Here is a 25676-nt window from a genome sequence, read left to right as displayed (position 1 = left end):
CGTTATACTGATTTTAAATCAAAATATGAGAGTAGTTGTATGCGTGTATTGGTTGTGATGGATCCGATTGAACATGTAAATCTGAAAAAAGACTCTACAATGGCAATGCTATGGGCAGCAAGTCGTCGTGGGCATACTTTAGGATATGTGCAACAACATGATTTATATATTGATCAAGGGCAGGCGTATGGTCTAATTGCGCCTTTGCAAGTTTTTGAAAATACCCAACAATACTATACACTTGGCGATCAAAAAAAAGAAAAAATTGCAGATTACGATGTGGTGTTGATGCGTAAAGACCCACCGTTTGATATGAATTTTGTTTATACCACCTATATTTTAGAACAAGCAGAGCGTGAAGGAGCGTTAATTGTAAATAAACCGCAATCGCTTAGAGATTGTAACGAAAAACTATTTGCAACACAGTTTCCGCATTTGCAAGTTCCAACTTTGGTCACATCGCAACAATCACTCATTCGTGAATTTATTCAAACTCATCAAGATGTGATTGTAAAACCATTAGATGGTATGGGCGGTAGTGGCATTTTCCGTTTGTCGCATACAGGACATAATATTGGTGCCACGCTTGAAACCCTTACCGATATGGGGCAACGTCCAATTATGGCACAGCGTTATATTCCCGAAATTACGCAAGGCGATAAACGCATTTTAATGATTAATGGCGAACCTGTACCATACTGCTTGGCGCGTATCCCACAAAATGGTGAGGTGCGGGGTAACTTAGCAGCAGGCGGTTTAGGTGAGGCACGTCCACTTACAGAAAAAGATAAAGAAATTGCTGCACAAGTGGGACCATTTTTAAAAGAAAAAGGGCTTATTTTTGTTGGTTTAGATGTGATTGGTGAATATGTCACTGAAATTAACGTGACCAGCCCAACGTGTATCCGTGAAATTGATACACAATTTGGAACATCTATTGCCGATCAACTGTTTGAGGTGATTGAGCAAAAAGTACAATAAACTGTATTCAAGCATGCACTTTTGCTAAAGTGTATGCTTTGCTAATGATGTAGATGGGCACATGCAACTTTTTAAAAAAATAAAAAATATGGCTCAACGTGAGCAAACACAGCAAATTCTTGCTGAGCTAAAAACGCTTGCAAAAAATAACCCCAAAAAATTTATATTAGACAGTTTTGCATTATTGGGTGAGGGAAAATCGTTTGAAGATAATCAGATTATTGGTAACGCTAAGCTCAATGAATTAGGGCTACATCGTTTACGAGTGCAATGGGCATCTTATATGGCAGAGCGTCGCCGTGCTTATTTATCTCATTTTGTAGATCAAGCCGATGCACAGCAGTTTTTGCACCAAGGTTTTATTCTTAAAGAAAATTACTTACCTGAACATGAATTTAAAGCATTACAAAAAGAACTTTTAGAGCAACCTTTAAACGCGCGTGAGATGTTGCAAGGCGATACCGTTACACGCCGTATGGCACTAGATGATGTGGCATTGAAACAACGTCCTGTCACACAAAAGCTACTAAATGATCAAGGTTGGAAAAGTTTATTGAACTATGTGGCAAGTTTTGACTTACAGCCTATGTATTATGTACAAAGCATTATCTCGCATGTACGCAAAGCCAAACCTGACCCACAAACGCATTTGCATAGTGATACCTTCCACTCAAGCGTCAAGGCATGGTTATTTTTGACCGATGTAAAAGAAGATGAAGGACCTTTTGTTTATGCACCGGGTTCGCACCGTGTGACCGAAAAGCGCTTACAGTGGGAATACGAAAAATCGTGCGAAATCTCAAAAGCCAATGATATTTTAACGCGTCGAGGTTCTTTTAGAGTGACATCACAAGAGCTTGAAACATTAGGCTACAATAAACCTAAAGCCTTTGCAGTAAAGAAAAATACGCTTGTGATTGCAGATACCTATGGCTTCCATGCACGTGGTCAGAGTGTTAGACCATCAACACGGATAGAGCTTTGGGCATATGCACGGCGGAACCCTTTTTTACCGTGGGTGGGTATGGATATTTTCAAGCTTCCTATTTTAAATCAAAAGCTTGTACCTATTTATTGGCAAGGTCTAGATATTTTAGAGAAACGTTATCAACGCCATAATCCATGGAAAAACGTTGGACAACGCTATGCCAATGAATCTGCGGTAATTCGTAGCAAATAAAGGTGGGTTAATATTTTAAATTTTAAGTATTTTCTATAAAAAAACGTTTTATTGACATAATTCATTAATATTTGTTTAAAAGACGTGAAAATCATTCACGCGTGCAATACTTTATGATTAAAATAAGACGTGAAACATATTGTTTTTAGAGCTAAAGAATTAATACTGTGAGCAATTCTGAATTAAAAAAATCTAAACATGTCATGATGATGGCAGCGGGGACAGGGGGACACGTTTTCCCTGCTTTAGCAGTTGCAAAATTATTACAACAACAAGGTCATCAGGTCTCTTGGTTAGCCACACCTGATGGAATGGAAAATCGTCTGTTAAAAGATCACAACATTCCGATTTATCAAATAGATATTAAAGGTGTGCGTGGGAATGGACTCATGCGCAAAATTTCTGCACCATTTAAAATCCTAAAAGCAACCATGAGTGCCATGCGATTTATGAAACAGCATCAGATCGATGTGGTGGCAGGTTTTGGTGGTTATGTAGCAGGTCCGGGTGGTTTGGCAGCGCGTGCATTAGGTATTCCTGTACTGATTCATGAGCAAAATGCGGTTGCAGGTTTTACCAATAAGCAACTTTCACGCGTGGCATCGACTATTTGCCAAGCATTTCCAAATACGTTTGCTTTAAATTCAAAAGTCGTGACAACAGGTAATCCTGTACGTCAAGAAATTACCGAAACACTCAGTCCTGCATGGCGTTATGAACAGCGAGAAAAAGCCAATCAGCCCTTAAATGTGCTTATTGTGGGAGGCTCTTTAGGCGCACAAGCCTTAAATGAAACCGTACCACAGGCATTGTTGAGCTTAGATTTACCCTTAAATATTACTCATCAGTGTGGGCAACAGCAGTTAGCTCAAACCCAAGCACGCTACGAAAATGCACCGCATGCGAGTGTTGTTCCATTTATTCAAGATATGGCAAAAGCCTATAGCGATGCAGATTTAATTATTTGTCGTGCAGGGGCATTGACTGTCACAGAAGTTGCAACGGCAGGTGTTGCGGCTATTTTTGTACCGCTACCAAGTGCAGTGGATGACCATCAAACGGCAAATGCGCGCTTTTTGTCTGAACATGGTGCAGCAAAATTGTGTCCTCAGGCAACAATGACTGTAAATTCGTTACACGAGCTTCTGGTGCCGTTAATGAATCGCCAAACATTGTCTAAAATGGCAGTAAAAGCACGGCAACATGCCCAACCTAATGCAACCCATCAAGTGGTTGAACTTATTCAAGCGTTATAATTTTAGAGTATTGTATGTCACCAACTCCAACGGCAGAACAAGCCAAAAAGCTTATTAAAGTACCCGAAATGCGTCGTATTAAACATATTCACTTTGTGGGTATTGGTGGCGCAGGTATGTGTGGTATTGCAGAAGTCCTTAAAAATCAGGGTTACTGTGTATCGGGTTCAGACATCAAAGCGTCTAAAGTGACAGCTAAACTTGAACAAGAAGGTATCCAAGTTTTTATTGGGCATCATGCAGATAACGTTAAAGATGCCAATGTGATTGTGGTCTCCACTGCCATTGATCGTGAAAATCCTGAAATTAAGGCAGCGTTAGAACACCGTATTCCGTTGGTACGCCGTGCAGAAATGCTAGGTGAACTGATGCGCTATCGCCATGGCATTGCGGTGGCAGGGACACATGGCAAAACCACTACCACAAGTTTGTTAACTACCATGTTGGCAGAAGAAAATTTAGATCCAACCTATGTGATTGGTGGTTTGCTTAACCGTACAGGGGTAAATGCGGCGCTTGGTGCTAGTCGTTACATTGTGGCAGAAGCGGATGAATCAGACGCATCATTTTTATACCTACAACCGATGGCAGCGATTATTACCAATATTGATGCTGACCATATGGATACGTATGGTGGAAGCTTTGACAAACTAAAAGATACGTTTGTAGAGTTTATCCATAAGTTGCCGTTTTATGGTTTAGCAGTAGTGTGTGGGGATGACGATAATATCCGTGAAATTATGCCACGCTTTGGTCGTCCAACGTTAACCTATGGTTTTAATGAAGATAACGATATTCGTGGTGTAGATGTAGAGCAAGATGGGATGCAATCGCATTTTACTGTACTGCGTAAAGATCGTGAACCATTACGCGTGACCATTAATCAACCCGGTTTACATAATGTTTTAAATGCAATGGCAGCCATTGGTATTGCAACCGATGAGGGTGTGTCTGATGCTGCGATTTGTCGTGCATTGGAAGGTTTTAATGGGGTGGGACGTCGTTTCCAAATTCATGGTGAATATCCACTACAAGATGGTACGGTAAAGTTAGTTGATGATTATGGACATCATCCTAAAGAAGTCGATGCCACGATTAAAGCTGCGCGCCAAAGCCATCCAGATCGCCGTTTAGTGATGTTATTCCAGCCACATCGCTACTCACGTACGCGTGATTGTTTTGATGATTTTGTTGATGTGTTGTCACAAGTTGATCAGTTGATCTTGTTAGACGTGTATCCTGCGGGTGAAAAGCCAATTGTTGGGGCAGATAGCCGTGCGCTTGCACGTAGTATTCGCTTACGTGGACAAGTTGAACCATTATTGCTTGACCCTGAAAACCTTGCATCAATTATGCAAAATGTATTGCAACCGCATGACTTATTGCTCACTCAAGGCGCAGGTAATGTAGGTGGTATTTCGGTTGAGCTTGCACAAAATGGCTTATTTATAGTTTAAGGATAACAGCGTGTTAGAAGTTTCAAAATTTGGCAAAGTTGCTGTTTTATTGGGTGGTCGTTCGGCAGAACGTAAAGTATCTTTAGATAGCGGGCAATCAGTTTTAGATGCCTTAATTCGTTCGGGTATTGATGCAGAAGCATTTGATCCACAAACGCGTCCTGTAACAGAACTTGTAAATTATGACCGTGCATTTATTGTACTACATGGTCGTGGTGGCGAAGATGGACAAATCCAAGGTGTTTTAGAATGGCTTAACATTCCGTACACAGGTACGGGGGTGCAAGGTTCTGCTATTGGGATGGACAAAGTCAAAACTAAGCAAATTTGGCAAGGCAGTGATTTACCAACAGCGCCGTACCGAATTATTAGCAAAGACACTAATTTAGATGATGTGATTGATGCGTTAGGTTTGCCTGTTATTATTAAACCTGTGCATGAAGGCTCAAGCATTGGTATGAGTAAGGTTGAAAAACGTGAAGACTTTGCAGATGCCATTGAAAAAGCAACCGCACATGATGCAATTGTGATGGCAGAAAAATGGATTACAGGACGTGAATACACTATTGTTGTATTAAATGGTCAGGCTTTACCTGTAATTCGTTTGGAACCACCCAAAGATGTAGCATTTTACGATTACGATGCTAAATATGAACGCAACGATACACATTATGGTATTCCATCTGGCTTAAGCGAAGCAGAAGAACAGCAATTACAAGCACTAACTTTGCGTGCGTTTCATGCGGTAGGTGCAAGCGGTTGGGGACGTATTGATGCTATGCAAGATGCGCAAGGCAATTTTTGGCTGCTAGAAGTCAATACAGTACCAGGAATGACCAGTCATTCACTAGTACCTAAAGCTGCTAAAGCGGTCGGATATGATTTTGATGCATTGTGTGTGGCAATTTTAGAACAAACTTTAACAACGGCTCACTAAGTCATGGCGCAACTTCCTGCTTCAATGCGTCGCAAAAAACGTGCGGCTGCGGTTACCTCTATTCACGACAAGCCACCCTCTTCTAAAGAGAAAATGGTAAATGTTGGGGGATGGCTGTTATTGGTCATTGCCACGCTCATTGCAGTATTCGGCTTATATGGACTGTATAAGGTGATTACAGATGCGCGTACTGCACAGCTTGATGTGGTGGGTGTTGCGTCTAAAAGTGAACAACAACAAGTGATTGGCTATGTTAAGCCAACTATTCAAAAGAATTATTTTACGTCAGATTTAGAACAAATTCGTGATCGTGCTTTAGGGATTTCTTGGGTCGATCATGTGGTGATTTCCCGTGCTTGGCCAAATGCTATTCGTATTCGGGTTATTCCACGCCATGCAATTGCACGTTGGGGTACAGGGCGTTTATTAAGTGATAATGGTGATGTATTTACAGAAGCCACACCACAGGCACATAATAACTTGCCATTACTACATGGGCCAACGACGCAATCACAATTGATGATGCGTCGTTATAACGAAATTAATCAGTTATTCCAACCACTGAATATTCATTTAAAAGAATTATATTTAACTGAAAGAATGACATGGTTTATGCAATTTGACTCAGGGTTACGTGTTATTGTGGATCAAGACCAAACCATGAGCAAATTACAGCGTTTAAGCCAACTTGCAGCACGAGACTTTAAGCCTGTATGGGAACAAATGACCACGATTGACTTACGTTATCGTAATGGCTTAGCCATTCAGTGGAAGGGTAGTCCACCTGTAATACATGGCCAATTTGTTGTAATGAATAACGATGTAAGCATTGCAGAAAAAACTAAGACAACGCCATAATATATGGTACAAAAGATAACAGGCGAATTAAGCCAAAACTAACATAAATGAATGGTACTAGGTGATGAGTGAAGCGGTTCCCTCAGTTGTAGCAATAGATATTGGGACGCACAAAGTTTCGGTCTTAATTGGCAAGGTGCATGCACCTGATCAGATTCAAGTAGTCGGGATGGCAACTGCCCGTAACCGTGGGATGAGCAAAGGTAAAATTGTCAGTTTAGACAAAGTGATCTCTGCGGTAAAAAATGCGGTATCTGAAGCAGAAAATATGGCGGAATGCCGTATCCATTCAGCTTGGGTATCTATTCCAAGTGCAGACTTAAAAAGTTTTTATGCTTCAGGGCGTACAGCGGTTGCCAACTCTAATCATACAATCACCACCACAGAAGTGGTGCAAGCATTAGAAGCAGCCAAAGCGCAACATATTTCTGCTGATTCTTACTTTGCAAGTGCTGTACCGCTTGGCTTTGAACTCAATGACTCACCTGAATGGGTGATTAACCCTGTTGATATGTCAGCTTATAATATGGTTGGACATTATCAACTCATGACATTGCCCATCAATACTATGCAAAACCTTGACCGTGCGATGAAAGGTGCCAATATTGGCGTTGAGCGTATGGTGGTTTCTTGTTTGGCAACAGCAGAAGCAAGTTTGTTGCAAGATGAAAAAGATTATGGCGTTTGTTTAATTGATATTGGTGCAAGTACAACAAATGTTGCCGCCTACATCGAAGGACGTTTAGCCTTTGCAAAAACCTATACGCTTGGTGGTGAAAATGTAACGCGTGATATTGCAGCAGTCTTACAAACGACCACTGAAGAAGCAGAAAGAATTAAAGTTTTGCACGGTTGTATCGACTTAGCAACTGTTAAGCCAGACCACATGATTCAGGTTCAAGGTATTGAAGGACCGCAAACAATTAGCCGTATTGAACTGAGCGAAATTATTATTGCGCGTTATGAAGAAATTTTAAACAATATTCGTTATGATTTAGAGCAAACAGGCGCTATTCATGGGTTGTATCATGGTGTTGTTTTGGCCGGTGATTCAAGTCAAATTGATGGTATGGTGAGCTTTGCACGTAAAACGCTTGGTGTTTCTGCACATTTAAGTAACCCACCTGTGCAAGTGACTGCAAGCGATGAATTATTACCTATGTTACGCCGCTCACAATATGCAACAGCGGCGGGGCTTTTGCGCTATAGTCAAAGCGAAACATCAGATACAATAGAGCATGATCAAGATGATGGCGATGATACATTTGTGGGTCGTTTAAAAAATGGTTGGAATACCTTTCATGGTAGTTTAAGAAAGTGGTTTTAACGGCATATAATCGTGTTGAGAAGTTGTAAGATATCAGGTCGATACTTGACAAAGATCATCAAATCACAGCATGCTAAAAACAATTGTATTTATTATTATTGAAGTGAAAGGCAGTATACGGGCTCAACTGACTGCCAATAAACATTAGGAAAACTAAAGGTCATGGCCTCATTTGAATTTTTAGACGACGAACAATCTGATAGCAACGGTCAAGCCCGCTTCACTGTATTTGGTGTAGGTGGTGGCGGTGGTAATGCCGTACAGCATATGGTGCAATCTGATATTAAAGGTGTAAAGTTTGTTTGTGCCAATACAGACAAGCAAGCGCTAGACCGTATGAATGCACCGTTTAAAATCCAACTAGGTGAGCAAAGCACACGCGGTTTGGGTGCAGGTGCAAATCCAGAAGTAGGTCAAATTGCAGCAGAAGAAAGTCGCGAGCAAATCCGCCAGCATTTAGAAGGTGCTGATATGGTATTTGTAACTGCAGGCATGGGCGGTGGTACAGGTACGGGCGCGGCACCTGTTGTGGCTGAAGTTGCCAAAGAAATGGGTCTTTTGACCGTCGGTGTGGTGACAACACCTTTTAACTTTGAAGGTCGTCGCCGTCAGAAATCTGCTGAAAAAGGCATTGAAGCACTTGAGCAGTTTGTCGATTCTTTAATTATTATTCCAAATGAACGTCTACTGAATGTGTATGGCGATATCTCAATGCAAGACGCTTATCGTAAAGCAGATGATGTATTATTAAGTGCGGTACGTAGTATTTTTGATCTTGTGGTACGTCCAGGTCATATTAACCTCGACTTTGCCGATTTAAAAACTGCAATGAGTACGCGTGGTTATGCCATGATGGGCGAGGGTAAAAGCTCAGGTCCAGACCGTGCAGAAGATGCGGCGCGTTTAGCAATCCGTAGCCCATTGTTAGATAACGTAAATATCATGAATGCCAAAGGTGTTTTAATTAACATCACAGGTGGCAATGATGTGACGTTACGCGAAACTCAAATTATTACCGATGTTGTGAATCAGATTGTTGATTTAGATGAAGGTGAAGTATTCTTTGGTACGGTATTTGACCCTGAAGCGCGTGATGAAATCCGTGTAACGGTAATTGCAACAGGTTTAACGCGTAATTCAAATGCGCAAGATGCACGTAAAGCAGCTACACAAAAACAAGTTGCTACACAAAGTGTACCTTTGCAACAACAACCGCAAACAGACGATGATATTCCTGCAATTCAACGTCAACAACAGCATGTACAAGCAGAACCAGTTGCACAATCGAGCAATCCTGCACCACAGTCTAATGGACGTCCAAGCCCAATGAGTATTCAAGATTACCTTAAAAAACAACAAGGTAAGTAATATCGATTTACTCAATTAGATTGATTGAAAAAAAGGTAGATGTGTAGTCTACCTTTTTTATTTTTTATCAATGGCGAAATGTGCTAACGTATAGCGATTTTATTGGTAGAAGATGAGTACAGATGTTTAAACAACGTACCCTCAAGCGTATCGTTAGAGCCAGTGGTATTGGCTTGCATAGCGGACAAAAAGTCATGCTTAATTTTGTCCCGCATACGGTTGATTCGGGGATTGTTTTTCGTCGTATTGATGTGAATCCGCCGATTGAAATTCCTGCCGATGCAATGCTCATTCAAGAAGCATTTATGTGTTCTAACTTGGTACGTGAAGACATCAAAGTAGGTACCATTGAGCATGTGATGAGTGCAATTGCGGCGCTAGGAATTGATAACTTAATTGTTGAGGTATCTGCCTCTGAACTTCCAATTATGGATGGTAGTGCAGGGCCATTTATTTATTTACTCATGCAAGGTGGCTTGATTGAACAAGATGCACCGAAAAAATTTATTAAAATTCTAAAACCAATAGAAGCCCAAATTGCAGATAAAACGGCAGCATTTACCCCACATGAAGGGTTTCAGCTTAACTTTACGATTGACTTTGATCACCCTGCATTTGCCAAAGAATACCAATCTGCCACCATTGATTTTTCTACTGAAATTTTTGTGTATGAAGTCAGTGATGCACGCACATTTGGTTTTATGAAAGACTTAGATTTTTTAAAAGCAAATAATTTAGCTTTAGGTGCGAGCTTAGAAAATGCCATTGGTGTAGATGACAATGGTGTGGTCAATGAAGAAGGACTGCGTTATAACGATGAATTTGTACGGCATAAAATTTTAGATGCAGTGGGTGATTTATACCTGTTAGGACATCAAATTATTGCCAAGTTTGATGCATATAAATCTGGCCATGCATTGAATAACCAACTCTTACGCCAAGTTAAAGATGATCCATCCAGCTATGAAATTGTAACATTTGATGACGCGAATGAATGTCCAATTTCGTATGTAGGAATTGCTTAAAGCCTTATTGTTATAGGCTTATTTTGCAATGTTATACTATAATGAAAACTGCGACTAAGACGAAAAAGTAAATAAGACACATTTTTATTAGGCTTGGTTACTTTTTTGGTCTTGCTAAATTGATTAAAGCTTGGCTAAGCTTAGGGTCCTTCACAAACTGTGCGGCACTTTGTAACATCTCTTGTGTTTCTGTAGATAATGGTTGAGGATTTTTTTGAGGTTGTATGGTTTTTGTTTTTGAACGCAACCGTACATGAATCTTTTGTAAGTCTTTGAAGTCATCTAAGTGTAAGAGTTGTGCAACATAATGTTGTTGAAGGTAACCAAGTTGACTAATCATGGCTTGATTTTCACCTGTAAGCGTGAGAATACCATGTTGGTAGCATGCTACTTGCCAGCGCTCTGGTTGAGGTAGAAGCGGTTGAACGATTTTTGTAAGTTTTTGCCAGTAGCTCACTTGAGCAGTTAAAAGCTGAACTTGACCTGTTTTGGGGTGTTTTTTTTCAGTTTTAAACACATGAAGTGGTTGTGTCATTAGATATCTCTGGCTATAGCACAAGGTGTTTAGGTTAGAGGTTTATCTAAATGAAGGCAAGAAATGTACATGACGTTTGACCATATTTAAAATAGCATTTAGGGGTTTTTATGCGACGTATATTACTGGCGTTATCAATGTTGGTCTCGACGCCAATGGTTTTTGCAGATTTAATTGAAAATAATTCATCAGAGCAGTTAGGGAAGTTATCCCATACCATTTCAGCAGGGTCTTATAGTGCTGATACACCACGCGAGAAATCAACACATTTAAACGTTACTGTACGTCAACAAAACAATAAAACAGTGAAAGCAGCGTCTTCTACTGCAACAGAATTCACAAATGCCTCAATTACTCAAAAATATGGACAGTCTGCTACAGGTGGTGTGATGTCTTGGTTGAAGAAAAATCCACTTCCTGATGCAGTGCGTTTAAGTTCAGGTTTTGGTCAACGTGTGATGGGTGGTAAGCGTGAAGGACACCCAGGCGTTGACTTAGCAGCACCATCAGGTACACCTATTTTTGCCTCGGGTACAGGTGTTGTGACACGTTCAGGTTGGGTAAATGGTTATGGTCAATTTGTAGAAATTAATCATGGTAATGGCTATTTAACACGTTATGGTCATGCATCACGCTTATTTGTCAAAGTGGGTGATAAAGTCAGTGCAGGTGAAGAAATTGCGAAAGTAGGTTGTACAGGTCGTTGTACAGGTCCTCATTTGCATTACGAAATAGTAGCCGATGGTAAGCGTGCAAATCCAAGCACTTATTTAGCAATGTTGCCATAATAAACAAATTAAATTCGATGTATAATAACCGTGGCTAAAACCTCTCAAGCCCTTATACATCAAGTGCTAGAAAGAAATCGCCACTATTGGCGATTTTTTATTAAGCGAAAGTTTTCATTGTCAATCGGTATTTATTTACGAAATGTCGATATGACGTTGTATTTAAAAGTAACCATAACTTTTACCGCAAAAACATGGTAAAAATAAGGGTAACTTATAATGATTAAGGAAAGGTGAACTATGGCGTATTATGGTGATTCCGACGCGCAAGAAACCCAAGAATGGCAAGATGCCTTTGATTCTGTTTTAAAGCATATGGGCACGGAGCGTGCTGCATTTTTATTAGAAAAATTATACCAGCAAGCTATTGCAAAACATGTTCCCGTTCAGCGTCTTAATACGCCATATCTCAACACCATTTCTGTTGATGAGCAACCTGCAATGCCAGGTGAGCCAGATATGGAGCGTCGTATTCGCGCTTTAATCCGTTGGAACGCACTAGCAATGGTGCTTCGTGCAAATAAAACAGGTGATGATCTAGGCGGTCACTTAGCAAGCTTTGCATCTTCTGCAACGCTTTATGATGTTGGTTTTAACCATTTCTTCCGTGCAAGCAGTGATCACTTCGGTGGTGACATGATTTATTATCAAGGACACTGTGCCCCTGGTATCTATGCACGTTCGTTCTTAGAAGGACGTTTAACTGAAGAGCAGTTGAGCAATTTCCGCCGTGAAGTAAATGGTAACGGCTTACCAAGCTATCCGCATCCTTATTTAATGCCTGACTATTGGCAGTTCCCAACGGTATCGATGGGTCTTGGTCCAATTATGTCAATTTATCAAGCACATATTCAAAAGTACTTGATGAACCGTGAGCTGATTAAAGAAGAAGACCGTAAGATTTGGGCATATCTTGGCGATGGTGAAATGGATGAGCCTGAAAGTTTAGGTGCTATTTCTCTTGCAGGTCGTGAAAAATTAGACAACCTTATTTGGGTGGTAAACTGTAATTTACAGCGTTTAGACGGTCCTGTTCGTGGTAATGACAAAATTATTCAAGAACTTGAGTCTGTGTTCCGTGGTGCAGGTTGGCGTGTTATCAAAGTGGTTTGGGGACGTCAATGGGATAGCCTACTTGCTAAAGACACCACAGGCGCATTAAAAGCACGTATGGCAGAAGTAGTTGATGGCGATTATCAACGCTACCAAGTAAAAGGCGGTGCTTATATTCGTGAGCATTTCTTTGGTAAATATCCAGAAACGGCTGCACTTGTAAAAGATCTAAGTGATGATGATTTAGAAGCACTTAACCGCGGTGGACATGATCCATTTAAGGTATATGCAGCGTATCAAGCAGCAACACAAAGCAATGGACAACCAACGGTTATTTTAGCAAAAACAGTAAAAGGCTACGGCTTATCTGATGAGCTAGAAGCAGTCAACAAAACGCATCAAATCAAAAAAATGCGTATTGAGTCGTTACAGTACGTGCGTGACCGCTTTAACTTACCATTCTCTGATGAACAGCTTCAGGACTTACCATTTTATCGTCCAAGCGAAAACTCACCTGAGATGAAGTATTTAAAAGCACGTCGTGAGTCTTTAGGTGGTTATCTACCTGCTCGCCGTAAAGAAAGCTTTGCGTTACCAATTCCTGAATTGTCTGTTTTTGACCATGTGCTTAAAGGAAGCGGTGGTAAAGAACAATCAACCACCATGGTATCTGTACGTTTAATTTCTGCACTTTTAAAAGAAAAAGCGTTAAAAGACCACGTTGTGCCAATTGTGCCTGATGAAGCACGTACCTTTGGTTTAGAGGGTATGTTCCGTCAGTTGGGTATTTATGCTGCACACGGGCAAAAATATATCCCTGAAGACAATGAACAGCTCATGAACTATCGTGAAGCAAAAAATGGTCATATGCTTCAAGAAGGGATTAACGAAGCAGGTGCAATGAGTGCATGGGCGGCATTGGCAACGAGTTATTCAACCAATAACTTACCAATGATTCCGTTATACATGTACTACTCTATGTTTGGTTTCCAACGTATTGGCGATATCGCATGGGCAGCGGGTGACGCACAGGCACAAGGTTTCTTGTTTGGTGCAACAGCAGGTCGTACAACCCTTAACGGTGAAGGCTTACAACACCAAGATGGTCACTCACACATCTTAGCAAGCACCATTCCAAACTGTGTGTCTTATGACCCATGTTTTGGTTATGAACTTGCTGTGATTATGCATGATGGCTTAAAACGCATGTATCAAGATCAAGAGCGTGTGTTCTACTACTTAACCTTGATGAACGAAAACTACGAGCATCCTGCAATGCCAGAAGGCGTAGAAGAAGGCATTAAGCGTGGTATGTACTTGCTCGAAAAAGATGACAAAGCCACTGTTCAGTTGTTAGGTTCTGGCGTGATCTTGCGTGAAGTGATGAAAGCTGCACAGATTTTACGTGATGAGTATCAAATTCACTCAAACGTGTGGAGTGTCACAAGCTTTAACGAACTCGCACGTGATGGTATGGCGTGTGATGAGTACAACCGTTTACACCCACTTGCAGAAGATACTAAAGAATCTTGGGTATCTGAGCAGTTACGTGGTACAGACGGTATTGTGGTGTCTGCAACGGATCATATGCGTACATACAGCGAACAAATTCGTGCGTATTTACCAGATAACCGTCCATATGTAACGTTAGGTACAGATGGTTTTGGTCGTTCAGATACGCGTGCAAACTTACGTAGCTACTTTGGTGTAGATGCTGCTCACATTGTGGTGGCAACACTTAAAAAATTAGCAGATGAAGGCGAAGTTGATAACCGTTTGGTTAAAGATGCCATTTCATCATTTGAATTAGAAACTGATCGTCCAGTAGCTTGGGCACCTCAAGCACACCCTGAAGTACAAGCGGTAGCTCAATATCGTGAAGATCAATCAGGTGAGGAGAAGTAAGCATGCAAATCAAGACACCTGACATTGGCGTAGATCAAGCAGCTGTTGCAGAGATTTTAGTTAAAGTAGGTGACACCATTGCTGAAAATGACGGCATTGTTGTTCTTGAATCAGATAAAGCATCTGTGGAAGTGCCTACCACTTCTGCAGGTGTTGTTAAAAGTATTCTGGTAAAAGAAGGCGATGACGTACAAGAAGGTGTTGCTTTAATTGAACTTGAATCTGAAGCCCCTGTTCAAGCTGAACCGCAACCTGTTGCACAAGAAGAAGCACCAAAAACCGAAACAGCACCTGAGCCAAAAGCACAACCACAGCAAGCAATAAGTAGCCAAGTGGTTGATGTACAAGTGCCTGACATTGGCGTAGAAAAAGCCTCTGTTGGTGAAATTTTGGTAAAAGTAGGCGAAGAGATTGAGCTAGAACAAAGTATTGTTGTAGTTGAATCCGATAAAGCAACGGTTGAAGTGCCAAGCAGTGTTGCAGGTATTGTGGAAAGTATCGAGATTAAAGAAGGCGATATGATTCAAGAAGGTGTTGTTTTAATTAAAGTTAAAACAGCAACAACTGCACAAGCTGAACCTGTACCAACTGCACAAAAAGCTGAGCCAAAACAAGAAGCAGCAACACCAAAAGCAGAACAACCACAAGCAAGTGTAGCACCAGCGGGTGATACGGATATTGCTGTACCTGATTTAGGTGTGGACAAAGCAGCAGTTGCTGAAATTTTGGTGAAAGTAGGCGATGTTGTTGAAAAAGACCAAAGTTTAATTGTGGTTGAATCTGACAAAGCAACCGTTGAAGTACCAAGTACAGTTGCGGGTGTGATTAAAGCCATTCATGTTGAAAATGGTCAAGATGTAACGGAAGGTGTAAAACTTGCAACGATTGCAGTTGAAGGGCAAGCACAGCCTGAACCTGTTGCATCTACACCAGCACCTAAGCCTGAAGCAGCACCCAAACCTGCACCACAGACAGAAAAACCAGTTCAGCCGCCTGCTGCACCACAATCAACAGGTGCAGATAAGTTAACGCAAGAGCAAAATGCAGAAAATGCAAAAGTATATGCAGGCCCTGCTGTACGCAAACTTGCTCGTGAGCTTGGTGTTATTTTGGCAAACGTAAAATCTTCTGGCCCGCATGAACGTGTGATGAAAGAAGATGTATTTGCTTACGTTAAACAACGCCTAACAGCACCAGAGGCTACACCAAAAGCAGCAGCTGCACCTGTGGCATCAGGTTTACCGCCATTACCAGACTTTACGGCATTTGGTGGTGTAGAAGAAAAACCGCTTACTCGTTTACAGCAAGTGTCTGTACCGCAGTTATGTTTAAATAACTTCATCCCACAAGTAACGCAATTTGATCAGGCAGATATTACTGAGCTTGAAGCATGGCGTAACGAATTAAAAGGCGACTTTAAAAAGCAAGGTTTGAGTTTAACCATTTTGGCATTTATTGCTAAAGCATTAGCTCACTTGTTAAAAGAAGAGCCTTACTTTGCATCACATATGTCAGATGATCAAAAATCTGTATTGTTACGTAAAGAAATTCATATGGGAATTGCAGTTGCAACGCCAGACGGTTTAACAGTACCTGTATTACGTAATCCTGACCAAAAATCAATTAAACAAATTGCAATTGAGTTGGGTGAGCTAAGTAAAAAAGCGCGTGAGAAAAAGTTATCACCAAAAGATTTACAAGGTGCAAACTTTACCATTACAAGCCTTGGCAGTATTGGTGGTACGGCATTTACGCCACTTGTTAACTTCCCACAAGTTGCAATTTTGGGTATTTCACCTGCAACTATGCAACCTGTTTGGAATGGTGAAGGATTTGATGCACGCTTAATGTTACCGTTGTCGTTATCTTATGATCACCGTGTAATTAATGGGGCAGATGCAGCTCGCTTTACCAATAAGCTGACTAAATTACTTAAAGATATTCGTAATTTGCTGATCTAACTTAAAAATTAAAAAAACCTCGCTTAGGCGGGGTTTTTTTATGGTGAAAAATATATATAATAGCCGCTCACTTCATTGGGGAGTAGCCGCTATTTACATTATGTAAATAGATGATGATCAACATACTTGTTCCACAGAACATGGTCATCATAGCAATTCTTTGTTGGCAAGACCTTTGATTTATCACTCTGCAGATATTGGCTAGCAGGGAGGATAAGTCTTGGGTATTTCTGCTAGCCGGAGAATTTGTAAATGTATGCATTCCTCATTTCTATTGCTGTTGTGTCCCTTGCCGAAATGGGCGATAAAACGCAACTTTTAGCACTTCTTCTTGCAGCTCGTTTTAGAAAACCTGTTCCAATTTTATGCGCTATTGTATTAGCGACCACTATTAACCACGGTTTATCGGCAGTACTTGGGCAATGGCTCACCACTTTACTTAGTCCAACTACCATGATGTGGATTTTAGCCGTTGGCTTTATTGGTATGGCAATTTGGATGCTTATTCCTGATAAGTTAGGTGATGAAACAGATAGTATCAACCGTTGGCAGCGTTTTGGTGTTTTTGGAGCAACCTTTATTCTATTTTTCTTAGCGGAAATTGGCGATAAAACACAAATTGCAACCGTCGCACTTTCTGCTCGCTTTGATAGCGTTTGGATTGTAATGTTAGGTACAACCATTGGGATGATGATTGCCAATGCTCCTGCTGTTTTTATTGGTGATAAGTTAGCTGATAAATTACCGATTGCGCTTATTCACAAAATTGGTGCTTGTATTTTTCTAGTGGTGGGTTTGAGTACTCTAGCTCAACACTACTGGTTTTAAGTAAAACTAAAAAAATAGCCCAATTTGGGCTATTTTTATGCAAAATATAAAAAAACTATTAAAAATTAAATCAATAAATTGTACTATGTTGGAAACACATACATTTTGTATGGAAAATTATTATACTGAATTTTTCAGGGGCTTTGGGGATGGCGTTAGAACGCACAACATCACAAGTACTATTTGATAATGGTACACATAAATGCATTAGCTTTACCAGTTTGGTTAAAGGCGAAGGTGTACAGGCAAATCAGTTCTTAATTTTAGACAACCAGCGAGCGGCAATTTTAGACCCAGGTGGTGATTTAACTTATATGCCACTGACAATGGAACTCAATAAATATACCAAGCTAAGTAACGTAGATTACGTCATGGCATCGCACCAAGATCCAGATATTATTACCTCAATGCCACGTTGGTTAATTTATACCGATGCGACTGTTGTCGCATCTAAGTTATGGGCGCGCTTTTTACCCCATTTAAATTCTGCATTTACCAGTGACCGTATGAAAGGAAATTGGGAGCAACGTTTACTTGAGCTTGCCGATGGTGGACAACGTGTGCGCTTAGGTGAGTCTGAAATTTGGGCACTCCCTGCACACTTTATGCATTCAGTGGGTAACTTTCAATTTTACGACCCTATTGCCAAAATTTTATTTTCAGGTGATATGGGTGCATCAATGGTGGATGATGCAAGTCAACCACTTACAGATTTTCAAAGCCATATTCCAAAAATGAAAGGTTTCCATCAACGCTACATGTGTAGCAATAAAGTCATTCGTTTATGGGTGAATATGGTGCGCCAACTTGATTTAGATATGATTGTGCCTCAACACGGTACGCCATTTATGGGTAAGCAACAAATCAATGAATTTTTAGATTGGATAGAAACGCTTGAGTGCGGTATTGATTTATTTAATCAAAATTCATTTCGTTTACCTTAATGAAAAAAAAGAGCCATTTGGCTCTTTTTTTTACTTTGATGAAGATGAACGTTTATTTGTTGTGACAATGAATTAAAAAAATGAGCAGAATAAATGAAATTACAGTCAAAATTTGTTTATAATAGCGCACGGAATTAAAGAGAGATTGTTATGCTGACCATCGTTCAAGAAGCGCTTACCTTCGATGATGTCTTATTAGTCCCAGCCTATTCTACTGTTCTCCCAAAAGATGTTTCTCTTCAATCACGCTTAACGCGTGGTATTCAATTGAATGTGCCTTTAGTATCGGCTGCGATGGATACTGTGACAGAGTCACGCATGGCAATTGCAATGGCGCAAAACGGTGGTATTGGTATTCTTCATAAAAACATGGATATCGCTGCACAAGCTGCAGAAGTTCGCCGTGTGAAAAAATTTGAAGCGGGTATGGTAAAAGACCCAATTACAGTATCACCAGAAACCACTATTCGTGAGTTAATTGCAATTAAACAAGCAAATAACATCAGTGGTTTACCTGTTGTAAAAAATGGACAGGTTGTGGGTATTGTAACAGGGCGTGATACACGTTTTGAAACGAATCTAGAACAGCCAGTAAGCAATATCATGACACCGCAAGAGCGTTTAGTGACAGTGCGCGAAGGCGAATCTAAAGAAAATATTCAGGCACTATTACAAAAACACCGCATTGAAAAAGTACTTGTGGTTGATGGCAATAATGCACTTAAAGGCTTAATTACGGTAACAGATTTCCGTAAAGCTGAAGCATTTCCAAGTAGCTCTAAAGATGAATTAGGTCGCTTACTTGTAGGTGCTGCTGTTGGTACTGGTGCAGAAACACCGTCACGCGTAGAAGCATTAGTAGATGCCGGTGCTGACGTGATTGTGGTTGATACAGCACATGGTCACTCTGCAGGTGTAATTGAACGTGTACGCTGGGTGAAAAAGAACTACCCACAAGTTCAAGTGATTGGCGGTAACATTGCAACAGGTGATGCGGCAATGGCATTGCGTGATGCAGGTGCAGATGCGGTTAAAGTGGGTATTGGTCCTGGTTCAATTTGTACAACACGTATTGTTGCAGGGATTGGTGTTCCACAAATTTCGGCAATTGACAGTGTTGCAAATGCATTAAAAGAAGAAATTCCTTTAATTGCAGATGGTGGTATCCGTTTCTCTGGCGATATGTCTAAAGCCATTGGCGCAGGTGCAAGCACCATTATGATTGGTTCTTTACTTGCAGGTACTGAAGAAGCACCGGGTGAAGTAGAATTATTCCAAGGTCGTTACTACAAAGCATACCGCGGTATGGGTTCTTTAGGTGCGATGGCAGGTTCTTCAGGTTCTGCTGACCGTTACTTCCAAGATGCTAAAGCAGGTGCTGAAAAATTAGTACCAGAAGGTATTGAAGGTCGTGTACCGTACAAAGGTCCTATGGGCGCAATTGTGCATCAAATGATGGGTGGTTTACGTTCATCTATGGGTTACACAGGTTCTGCGACTGTAGAAGATTTACGCCAAAATGCAAAATTTGTAAAAATTACCTCTGCAGGCATGAAAGAGTCACATGTACATGATGTGACCATTACGAAAGAAGCGCCAAACTATCGTTTAGGTTAATTTCGTAAAATTGCAGTACAAAAAACCGTCACTTTGTGACGGTTTTTTCATTTTGGTGTAAAGTATTTCACTTGATGAACAAGAAAAAGATTTAGTCGTCCTAGATCGAATAGGTAGTGAGAAACGCATGAGTTATTTTGGCACAGATGGTATTCGTGGAAAATTTGGACAACTTCCAATCACGCCAGAATTTGCATTAAAACTCGGTTTTGCCGCAGGGAAAGTGCTTAAACAACAAAATCCGAACCGTAAACCTGTGGTCGTTATGGGTAAAGATACTCGTCTTTCTGGATATATCTTAGAGTCTGCTTTACAGTCGGGTTTAAATGCAGCAGGTGTTTATGTTCACTTGTTAGGACCACTGCCAACCCCTGCTATTGCACATTTAACACGTGCATTACATGCCGATGCAGGAATTGTAATTTCGGCTTCTCATAACCCATATTTTGACAATGGAATCAAATTCTTTTCGGGTGAAGGTAAAAAACTACCCGATGATGTACAAGATGCTATTAACCAAGCATTAGAAGATGAGATTGTGATTGAAGATACAGCACAGCTTGGAAAAAGTGTGCGTGTTAAAGATGCCAATGGACGCTACATTGAGTTTTGTAAATCGACGTTTCCATACCGCTATAACTTACGCAATTTAAGAATTGTGGTGGATTGTGCTCACGGTGCAGCGTACAACGTAGGACCTGCCGTATTTAGAGAGTTAGGGGCACAAGTTACGGCAATTTATAATGAACCTAATGGCGTGAACATCAACGAAAACTGTGGTTCTACACATCCAGAAAGTTTACAAAAAGCGGTAATAGAACATCAAGCAGATATTGGTATTGCATTTGATGGTGATGCCGACCGTGTCATTTTGGTAGATAAACACGGAAACCTGATTGATGGCGATCATATTCTTTATATTTTAGCCACTCAAGCCAAAAAGAAACCTGCAGGAATTGTAGGTACAGTCATGAGTAATATGGCACTTGAATTTGCTTTACAAAAACATGAAGTACCCTTTGTACGTGCCAAAGTAGGCGACCGTTATGTGCTACAAGACTTACAAGAAAATGCGTGGGCAATTGGTGGCGAACCATCCGGGCATATTTTAACACTAGATAAAAGCACCACAGGCGATGCAATTATTGCAGCATTGCAAGTATTAACCGTAATGGTATATCAAAACAAAGCACTACATGAGCTTGTAGAGGGCTTTGAGCTATTTCCACAAGTGTTGGTTAATGTGCGTTTAGAGCAAATGATGGACCCATTTGCCATTCCTGCCTTAGTTGAAAAATTTGACCAAGCAGAGCAACAGTTGCAAGGGCGTGGTCGTTTACTTATTCGTAAATCAGGCACAGAACCTATGATTCGTGTGATGGTAGAAGGGGATCAACTTGCGGAAGTTAAGCAACTTGCAAACGATTTAGCTGATGCAATTAAACAACATGCGTAAATAAAAAGGAAAATTAAACCATGAGCGATGTGATTAAAGATTTAAGTGAATTACGTTTAAGTTATGAACAAGGTGAACTGATTGAGTCACAAGTAAGCGAAAACCCGCATGAGCAGTTTTTGAATTGGTTTAATTTTGCTTTACAGGCACAACTGCACGAGCCGTATGCTATGTCTTTGGCAACGGCAGATGCACAAGGTCGTCCGCATGTACGTACCGTATTATTACGTGGTGCAACCGAGGTAGGCTATGACTTCTATACTAATTATGACAGTCAAAAAGGCTTAGATTTAGCACAAAATCCATATGCAGAAATTTTGTTTTATTGGGCAAGTTTAGAACGTCAGGTGCGTATCTCAGGCGTGGTTAAAAAAATATCTGAACAAGAGTCGACAGATTATTACCATAAACGCCCACGAGATAGCCAAATTGCAGCACATGTGAGTACGCCTCAAAGTGGTCAAATTGAAGACCGTGAAGCATTACAACAACGTTATCAACACCTGCATGATGAAGTAGTAGATAAACCTGAACTTGAAAAACCTATTTTTTGGGGTGGATATCGTATCGAGCCAATAAGTTACGAATTTTGGCAAGGGCGTCCCAACCGTTTACATGACCGTTTACAATATACCCAACATGATGGAGCATGGGTGCTTGCCCGTTTAATGCCATAATGAAAATACAACAACGTCCGCTTTTAACAAACCCTGACTTGTTTCAGGGTTTGCCGTCTTTTATGCAAACCATTTTAGCAGGGCGAGGTGTGCAACACGCCACACATCTAGAACTAAAATTACAGCATCTGCTCAAGCCTACCTTTAAAGGTTTGGATAGTGCCGTTGCGCTTATAGATGAGGCAATTGATACACAGCAACATATTGTAATTGTAGGCGATTATGATACCGATGGTGCAACGAGTACGGCACTGATGGTGCTTGCACTTCGCCAAATGGGGGCAAAAGTAGATTATGTTGTACCTGACCGTTTTAAATATGGTTATGGGCTTACGCCTAAAATTGCAGATTTGGTACAGCAAAAATATCAACCACAGTTACTCATTACAGTGGATAACGGTATTTCAAGCCATACAGGTGTAGAACAAGCCAAATTGCATGGCATGAAAGTCATTGTTACCGACCATCACCTGACGACAAAATCTGCACCTGAAGCGGATGCGGTGGTGAATCCTAATCAGTTGGGTTGTCCATTTGAGAGTAAAGCACTTGCAGGTGTAGGCGTGGCTTTTTATATCTTGGCACATCTTGCTACACAACGTAAAAAGCAAGGCAAAACCACTTGTAATATGGGGCAGTATTTAGATTTAGTGGCATTAGGTACATATGCCGATGTTGCTGCGTTAGATTATAACAACCGAATTTTAATTGATGCAGGACTCAAACGTATTCAACAGCATCAATGTCGAGCAGGAATTTTGGCATTGTTTGATGTTGCAGGAAAATCAGTACAACATGCCACAGCGCAAGATTTTGGTTTTGTACTTGGACCACGCCTGAATGCCGCAGGGCGTATGGAAACCATGGATGTGGGTATTGAATGTTTACTTGCATCTACTTTTGAAGAAGCATATCCACTCGCACAGCAATTACAGCGTTTAAATTTAGAACGCCGTACTGTTGAGGGTGAAATTAAAGATGAAGCCTTACAGATTTTACAAAACATTCATTTAGATACACCAAAATCTGCCATTGTATTATTTGAAGAACATTGGCACCAAGGGGTGATTGGTATTGTGGCAGGGCGTTTAAAAGAACAGTTTCATCGCCCAAGTATTGTATTTGCACCTGATGCAGATGGTATTCATATTAAAGGTTCTGCACGCTCTATTGAGGGTATCCATGTACGCGATATGATCGAAAAAGTGGCAGAAGAATATCCACATCTTATTCGGTTTTTTGGTGGTCATGCAGCAGCAGCAGGATTAACCATCAAAAAAGTGGACTTTGAAGCTTTCAAAACTGCTTTTGAACAGTGTATTGCCCAAGTAGATGCAAGCATCTTAGAGGAAGTGTTATGGACAGATGGTATGTTACCCGCTGAAGCATTGAACTTAACCACTGTTGAAAAAATTGATGCTTTGGGACCATGGGGACAAAAATTTCCGTATCCTGTGTTTGAGGGTGTTTTTGACGTTTTAAATTTTAGATGGTTGAAAGAAAAACATTTAAAACTGAGTTTAAAATGCCAAAGTGGGCAGATCATTGATGCGATTGGTTTTAATGCAAAGGATCGATTTTCATTTGATGAAACATCCAAAAGAATACGCCTTGTATATCAATTAGATAAAAATTCTTTTAATGGCGTGACTCGTCTGCAACTGCATATTGTTTATTTAATGGCGGTGATATGAGTTTGATGGTTTTGGGAGTATTAGCTTAAAAGCCTACAGATCAGCGTTAAAAATATTGAAACTATTGGAGTGATTTTTAAACCGAAAATTGAATTGAGCAAAAATTTAAATAGAACAGGCTAGGTAGGGGATTTAGTAGAATTGAATCGGTGGGTTAAATATTGCTTACTTCAAATAAAGTTAAGTACATATTATTAGTTAACGGATATTGTATAGTAAAAGGCTATGACGATTTTTCTAAAACCTAATTTGCTGCGTTATTTTCTTTTTTATGTTTATGAGCAAGAAGCGCGAAATAAAACAATAATCAAATGTACTAAGAGAGAATCATTAGTATTTTAATTAATATATTTATATTATGGGGCTTGGTATATTACGCGATATTCATATTTTTAAGCCTTATTTACCTCAAGCTGAATTAGACCATTGTCAAGTCGAGAACGGTGCTAGATACGGTTAATGAGGTTGCAGGTTATTTCTTGTTTTGACCAAACTTCGAAGCAAGATATTCAAACAGCCATTTTAAAAATGAAGTTGGGCTTAATATTAAATTTTATATTTATATTATATGAAATGTACCAAGATGGGATGGTATATTTAATAGCAAAGTAAATACTTTAAAAGATTTTGATAATGCTTTATTAAGGTTATGAAATTGCCTAATGCGTTTACTAAGAAAATCAAAAATATGTGCTGAGCAAGACCCTGAAATAAAAAACAGCAAGTATAGGCATTTGAAGATATTTTGTATTAAAAAAGCACGCCCTGAAGCGTGCTTTTTAGTTTTATACCATTAGAAGCGGTAAGATGCACCAACAGTATAGGTGTTGTAATCATCACCAAAACCAAGACGACCATCCACGCTTAGATTTTCATTAAAGAATTTCTTCGCAGTTAAGCCCCATTGATTTTGATCAATAGATTTGTCTTTTGTGTAATCTGCACCAACACTTAATGTTTTGTCGATGTAGTAGTCACCACCTACATAGTATTGTTTGTTGTTATCGCTACCAAACACACCACGTGCTTCTAAGTTCACATCGTGCTGTCCGACTTGTGTTACATATTTTGCACGTAAGGTAGGGTCTACACCGTCATCACCATTTTTAGTGTCATAACCTTGTGCACCCACTGCAACCAATAACCCTGGTGCAGGTAAATAACCTACTTCTGCACTATAAAGCGTGGTTTTTTTCTCTGCACTTGAGTGGTCAAGTTTAATCTCGTTACGAGCAACATTACCACCCAAATAGAAGTCAGAATTTGGAACGTAATATTCACCGCCAATACCGTAAGTTGAATTTTTTACGCCATTGTTATGACCGTAGTTGGCTTGTGCATTTACATTGCTGGCACGGTCTAAAAATGCTGCTTCTGCAAGCGGTGCATTACGTGTTTGTACAGGATTGAAGTAGTAAGTACCATTGACACCAAACTGACTTACACCATCACCGTGATCTGGATCTAGGTAACTGTATGAGCCGCCTACTTCGGTTTGGTACGCATTCGCTGTACCTGTAATTGCAAGACCTGCAAAAAGTGCTGTAGCAAGTAAAGTTTTTTTCATGGTTACTCTCCTCCAAAAGAAAGTAATTTACATTTTTTGTTACAAGTTTGAGTTTAGAGCGTTTTTCTTTTTGGTCAATATTGTGTGTGTAATCTTGAATAAATAAGTTGGTTTTTTGAGTTTAAGTTATTGTTATTTATGGTAAATATATAATGTTATGTTTTATTAATAGTGTCATTTATTTGTATCTTTTTTAAAAATTTAATTTTACTTTAATATTTTATTGCATCCTAAATCCTAAATCCTAAATCCTAAATCCTAA

20 protein-coding genes and 1 riboswitch are annotated in these 25676 nt (G+C 40.1%); of the genes, 18 read left to right on the top strand and 2 right to left on the bottom strand.

The window, feature by feature from the left end:
• The first annotated feature begins 39 nt into the window (after positions 1–39).
• The 9 genes from gshB (at position 40) to lpxC (ending at position 10389) form a co-directional block, all read left to right on the top strand.
• Positions 40–981: a glutathione synthase gene (gene gshB, locus PCI70_RS03450; RefSeq protein ID WP_269913952.1), complete on the top strand. Its 942-nt coding sequence runs from the start codon at positions 40–42 to the stop codon at positions 979–981.
• A gap of 61 nt (positions 982–1042) precedes the next feature.
• The gene (locus PCI70_RS03445; RefSeq protein ID WP_269913951.1) at positions 1043–2161 is read left to right on the top strand and encodes a phytanoyl-CoA dioxygenase family protein; all 1119 of its coding nucleotides are present in this window, start codon (positions 1043–1045) and stop codon (positions 2159–2161) included.
• Positions 2162–2328: 167 nt separating this feature from the next.
• Positions 2329–3417, top strand: a complete 1089-nt coding sequence (murG, locus tag PCI70_RS03440) for an undecaprenyldiphospho-muramoylpentapeptide beta-N-acetylglucosaminyltransferase (RefSeq protein ID WP_269913950.1) — start codon at positions 2329–2331, stop codon at positions 3415–3417.
• A 14-nt stretch (positions 3418–3431) separates the two neighbouring features.
• On the top strand, positions 3432–4874 hold the full coding sequence (gene murC / locus PCI70_RS03435; protein WP_269913949.1) for a UDP-N-acetylmuramate--L-alanine ligase: 1443 nt from the start codon (positions 3432–3434) through the stop codon (positions 4872–4874).
• 10 nt (positions 4875–4884) lie between these two features.
• Positions 4885–5811 (top strand): D-alanine--D-alanine ligase, encoded by a 927-nt coding sequence (locus tag PCI70_RS03430; protein ID WP_269913948.1) that lies wholly within the window; start codon positions 4885–4887, stop codon positions 5809–5811.
• Between the two features lie 3 nt (positions 5812–5814).
• Complete coding sequence (locus PCI70_RS03425; RefSeq protein ID WP_269913947.1) at positions 5815–6669, top strand: cell division protein FtsQ/DivIB; 855 nt, start codon at positions 5815–5817, stop codon at positions 6667–6669.
• A gap of 64 nt (positions 6670–6733) precedes the next feature.
• Positions 6734–7996: a cell division protein FtsA gene (gene ftsA, locus PCI70_RS03420; RefSeq protein WP_269913946.1), complete on the top strand. Its 1263-nt coding sequence runs from the start codon at positions 6734–6736 to the stop codon at positions 7994–7996.
• A gap of 162 nt (positions 7997–8158) precedes the next feature.
• Positions 8159–9364 (top strand): cell division protein FtsZ, encoded by a 1206-nt coding sequence (gene ftsZ, locus PCI70_RS03415; RefSeq protein WP_269913945.1) that lies wholly within the window; start codon positions 8159–8161, stop codon positions 9362–9364.
• Positions 9365–9486: 122 nt separating this feature from the next.
• On the top strand, positions 9487–10389 hold the full coding sequence (gene lpxC / locus PCI70_RS03410) for a UDP-3-O-acyl-N-acetylglucosamine deacetylase (protein WP_269913944.1): 903 nt from the start codon (positions 9487–9489) through the stop codon (positions 10387–10389).
• 97 nt (positions 10390–10486) lie between these two features.
• Here lpxC and PCI70_RS03405 read toward each other — a convergent pair whose 3' ends face one another.
• The gene (locus PCI70_RS03405; protein WP_269913943.1) at positions 10487–10924 is read right to left on the bottom strand and encodes a DUF721 domain-containing protein; all 438 of its coding nucleotides are present in this window, start codon (positions 10922–10924) and stop codon (positions 10487–10489) included.
• A 110-nt stretch (positions 10925–11034) separates the two neighbouring features.
• Here PCI70_RS03405 and PCI70_RS03400 point away from each other — a divergent pair, with 110 nt between their 5' ends.
• From PCI70_RS03400 to recJ, 9 genes are all read left to right on the top strand, one after another.
• Positions 11035–11712: a M23 family metallopeptidase gene (locus PCI70_RS03400; RefSeq protein ID WP_269913942.1), complete on the top strand. Its 678-nt coding sequence runs from the start codon at positions 11035–11037 to the stop codon at positions 11710–11712.
• Between the two features lie 240 nt (positions 11713–11952).
• Complete coding sequence (aceE, locus tag PCI70_RS03395) at positions 11953–14670, top strand: pyruvate dehydrogenase (acetyl-transferring), homodimeric type (RefSeq protein WP_269913941.1); 2718 nt, start codon at positions 11953–11955, stop codon at positions 14668–14670.
• A gap of 2 nt (positions 14671–14672) precedes the next feature.
• Positions 14673–16631 carry a 2-oxo acid dehydrogenase subunit E2 gene (locus PCI70_RS03390; protein ID WP_269913940.1) on the top strand — a complete coding sequence of 653 codons (1959 nt, stop codon included), beginning with the start codon at positions 14673–14675 and terminating at the stop codon, positions 16629–16631.
• Between the two features lie 63 nt (positions 16632–16694).
• Positions 16695–16879, top strand: a riboswitch (yybP-ykoY riboswitch).
• Positions 16880–16883: 4 nt separating this feature from the next.
• Positions 16884–17459 (top strand): TMEM165/GDT1 family protein, encoded by a 576-nt coding sequence (locus tag PCI70_RS03385; RefSeq protein ID WP_269913939.1) that lies wholly within the window; start codon positions 16884–16886, stop codon positions 17457–17459.
• A gap of 149 nt (positions 17460–17608) precedes the next feature.
• Positions 17609–18403, top strand: a complete 795-nt coding sequence (locus tag PCI70_RS03380) for an MBL fold metallo-hydrolase (protein ID WP_269913938.1) — start codon at positions 17609–17611, stop codon at positions 18401–18403.
• A 150-nt stretch (positions 18404–18553) separates the two neighbouring features.
• The gene (gene guaB, locus PCI70_RS03375; protein WP_269913937.1) at positions 18554–20020 is read left to right on the top strand and encodes an IMP dehydrogenase; all 1467 of its coding nucleotides are present in this window, start codon (positions 18554–18556) and stop codon (positions 20018–20020) included.
• A 127-nt stretch (positions 20021–20147) separates the two neighbouring features.
• Positions 20148–21476 carry a phosphoglucosamine mutase gene (gene glmM / locus PCI70_RS03370; protein ID WP_269913936.1) on the top strand — a complete coding sequence of 443 codons (1329 nt, stop codon included), beginning with the start codon at positions 20148–20150 and terminating at the stop codon, positions 21474–21476.
• A 20-nt stretch (positions 21477–21496) separates the two neighbouring features.
• Positions 21497–22153, top strand: coding sequence for a pyridoxamine 5'-phosphate oxidase (pdxH, locus tag PCI70_RS03365; protein ID WP_269913935.1), 657 nt, complete (start codon positions 21497–21499; stop codon positions 22151–22153).
• Positions 22153–23847 (top strand): single-stranded-DNA-specific exonuclease RecJ, encoded by a 1695-nt coding sequence (gene recJ / locus PCI70_RS03360; protein WP_269913934.1) that lies wholly within the window; start codon positions 22153–22155, stop codon positions 23845–23847. Before pdxH ends, recJ begins: the two co-directional genes overlap by 1 nt.
• A gap of 793 nt (positions 23848–24640) precedes the next feature.
• Here recJ and PCI70_RS03355 read toward each other — a convergent pair.
• On the bottom strand, positions 24641–25414 hold the full coding sequence (locus PCI70_RS03355; RefSeq protein WP_269913933.1) for a putative porin: 774 nt from the start codon (positions 25412–25414) through the stop codon (positions 24641–24643).
• Positions 25415–25676 lie beyond the last annotated feature (262 nt).

The organism is Acinetobacter sp. HY1485, from assembly GCF_027568475.1.
Classification (GTDB): Bacteria; Pseudomonadota; Gammaproteobacteria; order Pseudomonadales; family Moraxellaceae; genus Acinetobacter.
This window is presented reverse-complemented; position numbering and strand designations above follow the sequence as displayed.

What these genes read in the sequence shown, in the direction of transcription:
- glmM (WP_269913936.1), top strand. Translation starts at nt 20,148, where the DNA reads ATGAGTTATTTTGGCACAGATGGTATTCGTGGAAAATTTGGACAACTT.
- PCI70_RS03400 (WP_269913942.1), top strand. Translation starts at nt 11,035, where the DNA reads ATGCGACGTATATTACTGGCGTTATCAATGTTGGTCTCGACGCCAATG.
- PCI70_RS03445 (WP_269913951.1), top strand. Translation starts at nt 1,043, where the DNA reads ATGCAACTTTTTAAAAAAATAAAAAATATGGCTCAACGTGAGCAAACA.
- PCI70_RS03425 (WP_269913947.1), top strand. Translation starts at nt 5,815, where the DNA reads ATGGCGCAACTTCCTGCTTCAATGCGTCGCAAAAAACGTGCGGCTGCG.
- recJ (WP_269913934.1), top strand. Translation starts at nt 22,153, where the DNA reads ATGAAAATACAACAACGTCCGCTTTTAACAAACCCTGACTTGTTTCAG.
- PCI70_RS03385 (WP_269913939.1), top strand. Translation starts at nt 16,884, where the DNA reads ATGTATGCATTCCTCATTTCTATTGCTGTTGTGTCCCTTGCCGAAATG.
- PCI70_RS03405 (WP_269913943.1), bottom strand. Translation starts at nt 10,924, where the DNA reads ATGACACAACCACTTCATGTGTTTAAAACTGAAAAAAAACACCCCAAA.
- lpxC (WP_269913944.1), top strand. Translation starts at nt 9,487, where the DNA reads ATGTTTAAACAACGTACCCTCAAGCGTATCGTTAGAGCCAGTGGTATT.
- ftsZ (WP_269913945.1), top strand. Translation starts at nt 8,159, where the DNA reads ATGGCCTCATTTGAATTTTTAGACGACGAACAATCTGATAGCAACGGT.
- PCI70_RS03390 (WP_269913940.1), top strand. Translation starts at nt 14,673, where the DNA reads ATGCAAATCAAGACACCTGACATTGGCGTAGATCAAGCAGCTGTTGCA.
- gshB (WP_269913952.1), top strand. Translation starts at nt 40, where the DNA reads ATGCGTGTATTGGTTGTGATGGATCCGATTGAACATGTAAATCTGAAA.
- guaB (WP_269913937.1), top strand. Translation starts at nt 18,554, where the DNA reads ATGCTGACCATCGTTCAAGAAGCGCTTACCTTCGATGATGTCTTATTA.
- ftsA (WP_269913946.1), top strand. Translation starts at nt 6,734, where the DNA reads ATGAGTGAAGCGGTTCCCTCAGTTGTAGCAATAGATATTGGGACGCAC.
- aceE (WP_269913941.1), top strand. Translation starts at nt 11,953, where the DNA reads ATGGCGTATTATGGTGATTCCGACGCGCAAGAAACCCAAGAATGGCAA.
- PCI70_RS03380 (WP_269913938.1), top strand. Translation starts at nt 17,609, where the DNA reads ATGGCGTTAGAACGCACAACATCACAAGTACTATTTGATAATGGTACA.
- murC (WP_269913949.1), top strand. Translation starts at nt 3,432, where the DNA reads ATGTCACCAACTCCAACGGCAGAACAAGCCAAAAAGCTTATTAAAGTA.
- pdxH (WP_269913935.1), top strand. Translation starts at nt 21,497, where the DNA reads ATGAGCGATGTGATTAAAGATTTAAGTGAATTACGTTTAAGTTATGAA.
- PCI70_RS03355 (WP_269913933.1), bottom strand. Translation starts at nt 25,414, where the DNA reads ATGAAAAAAACTTTACTTGCTACAGCACTTTTTGCAGGTCTTGCAATT.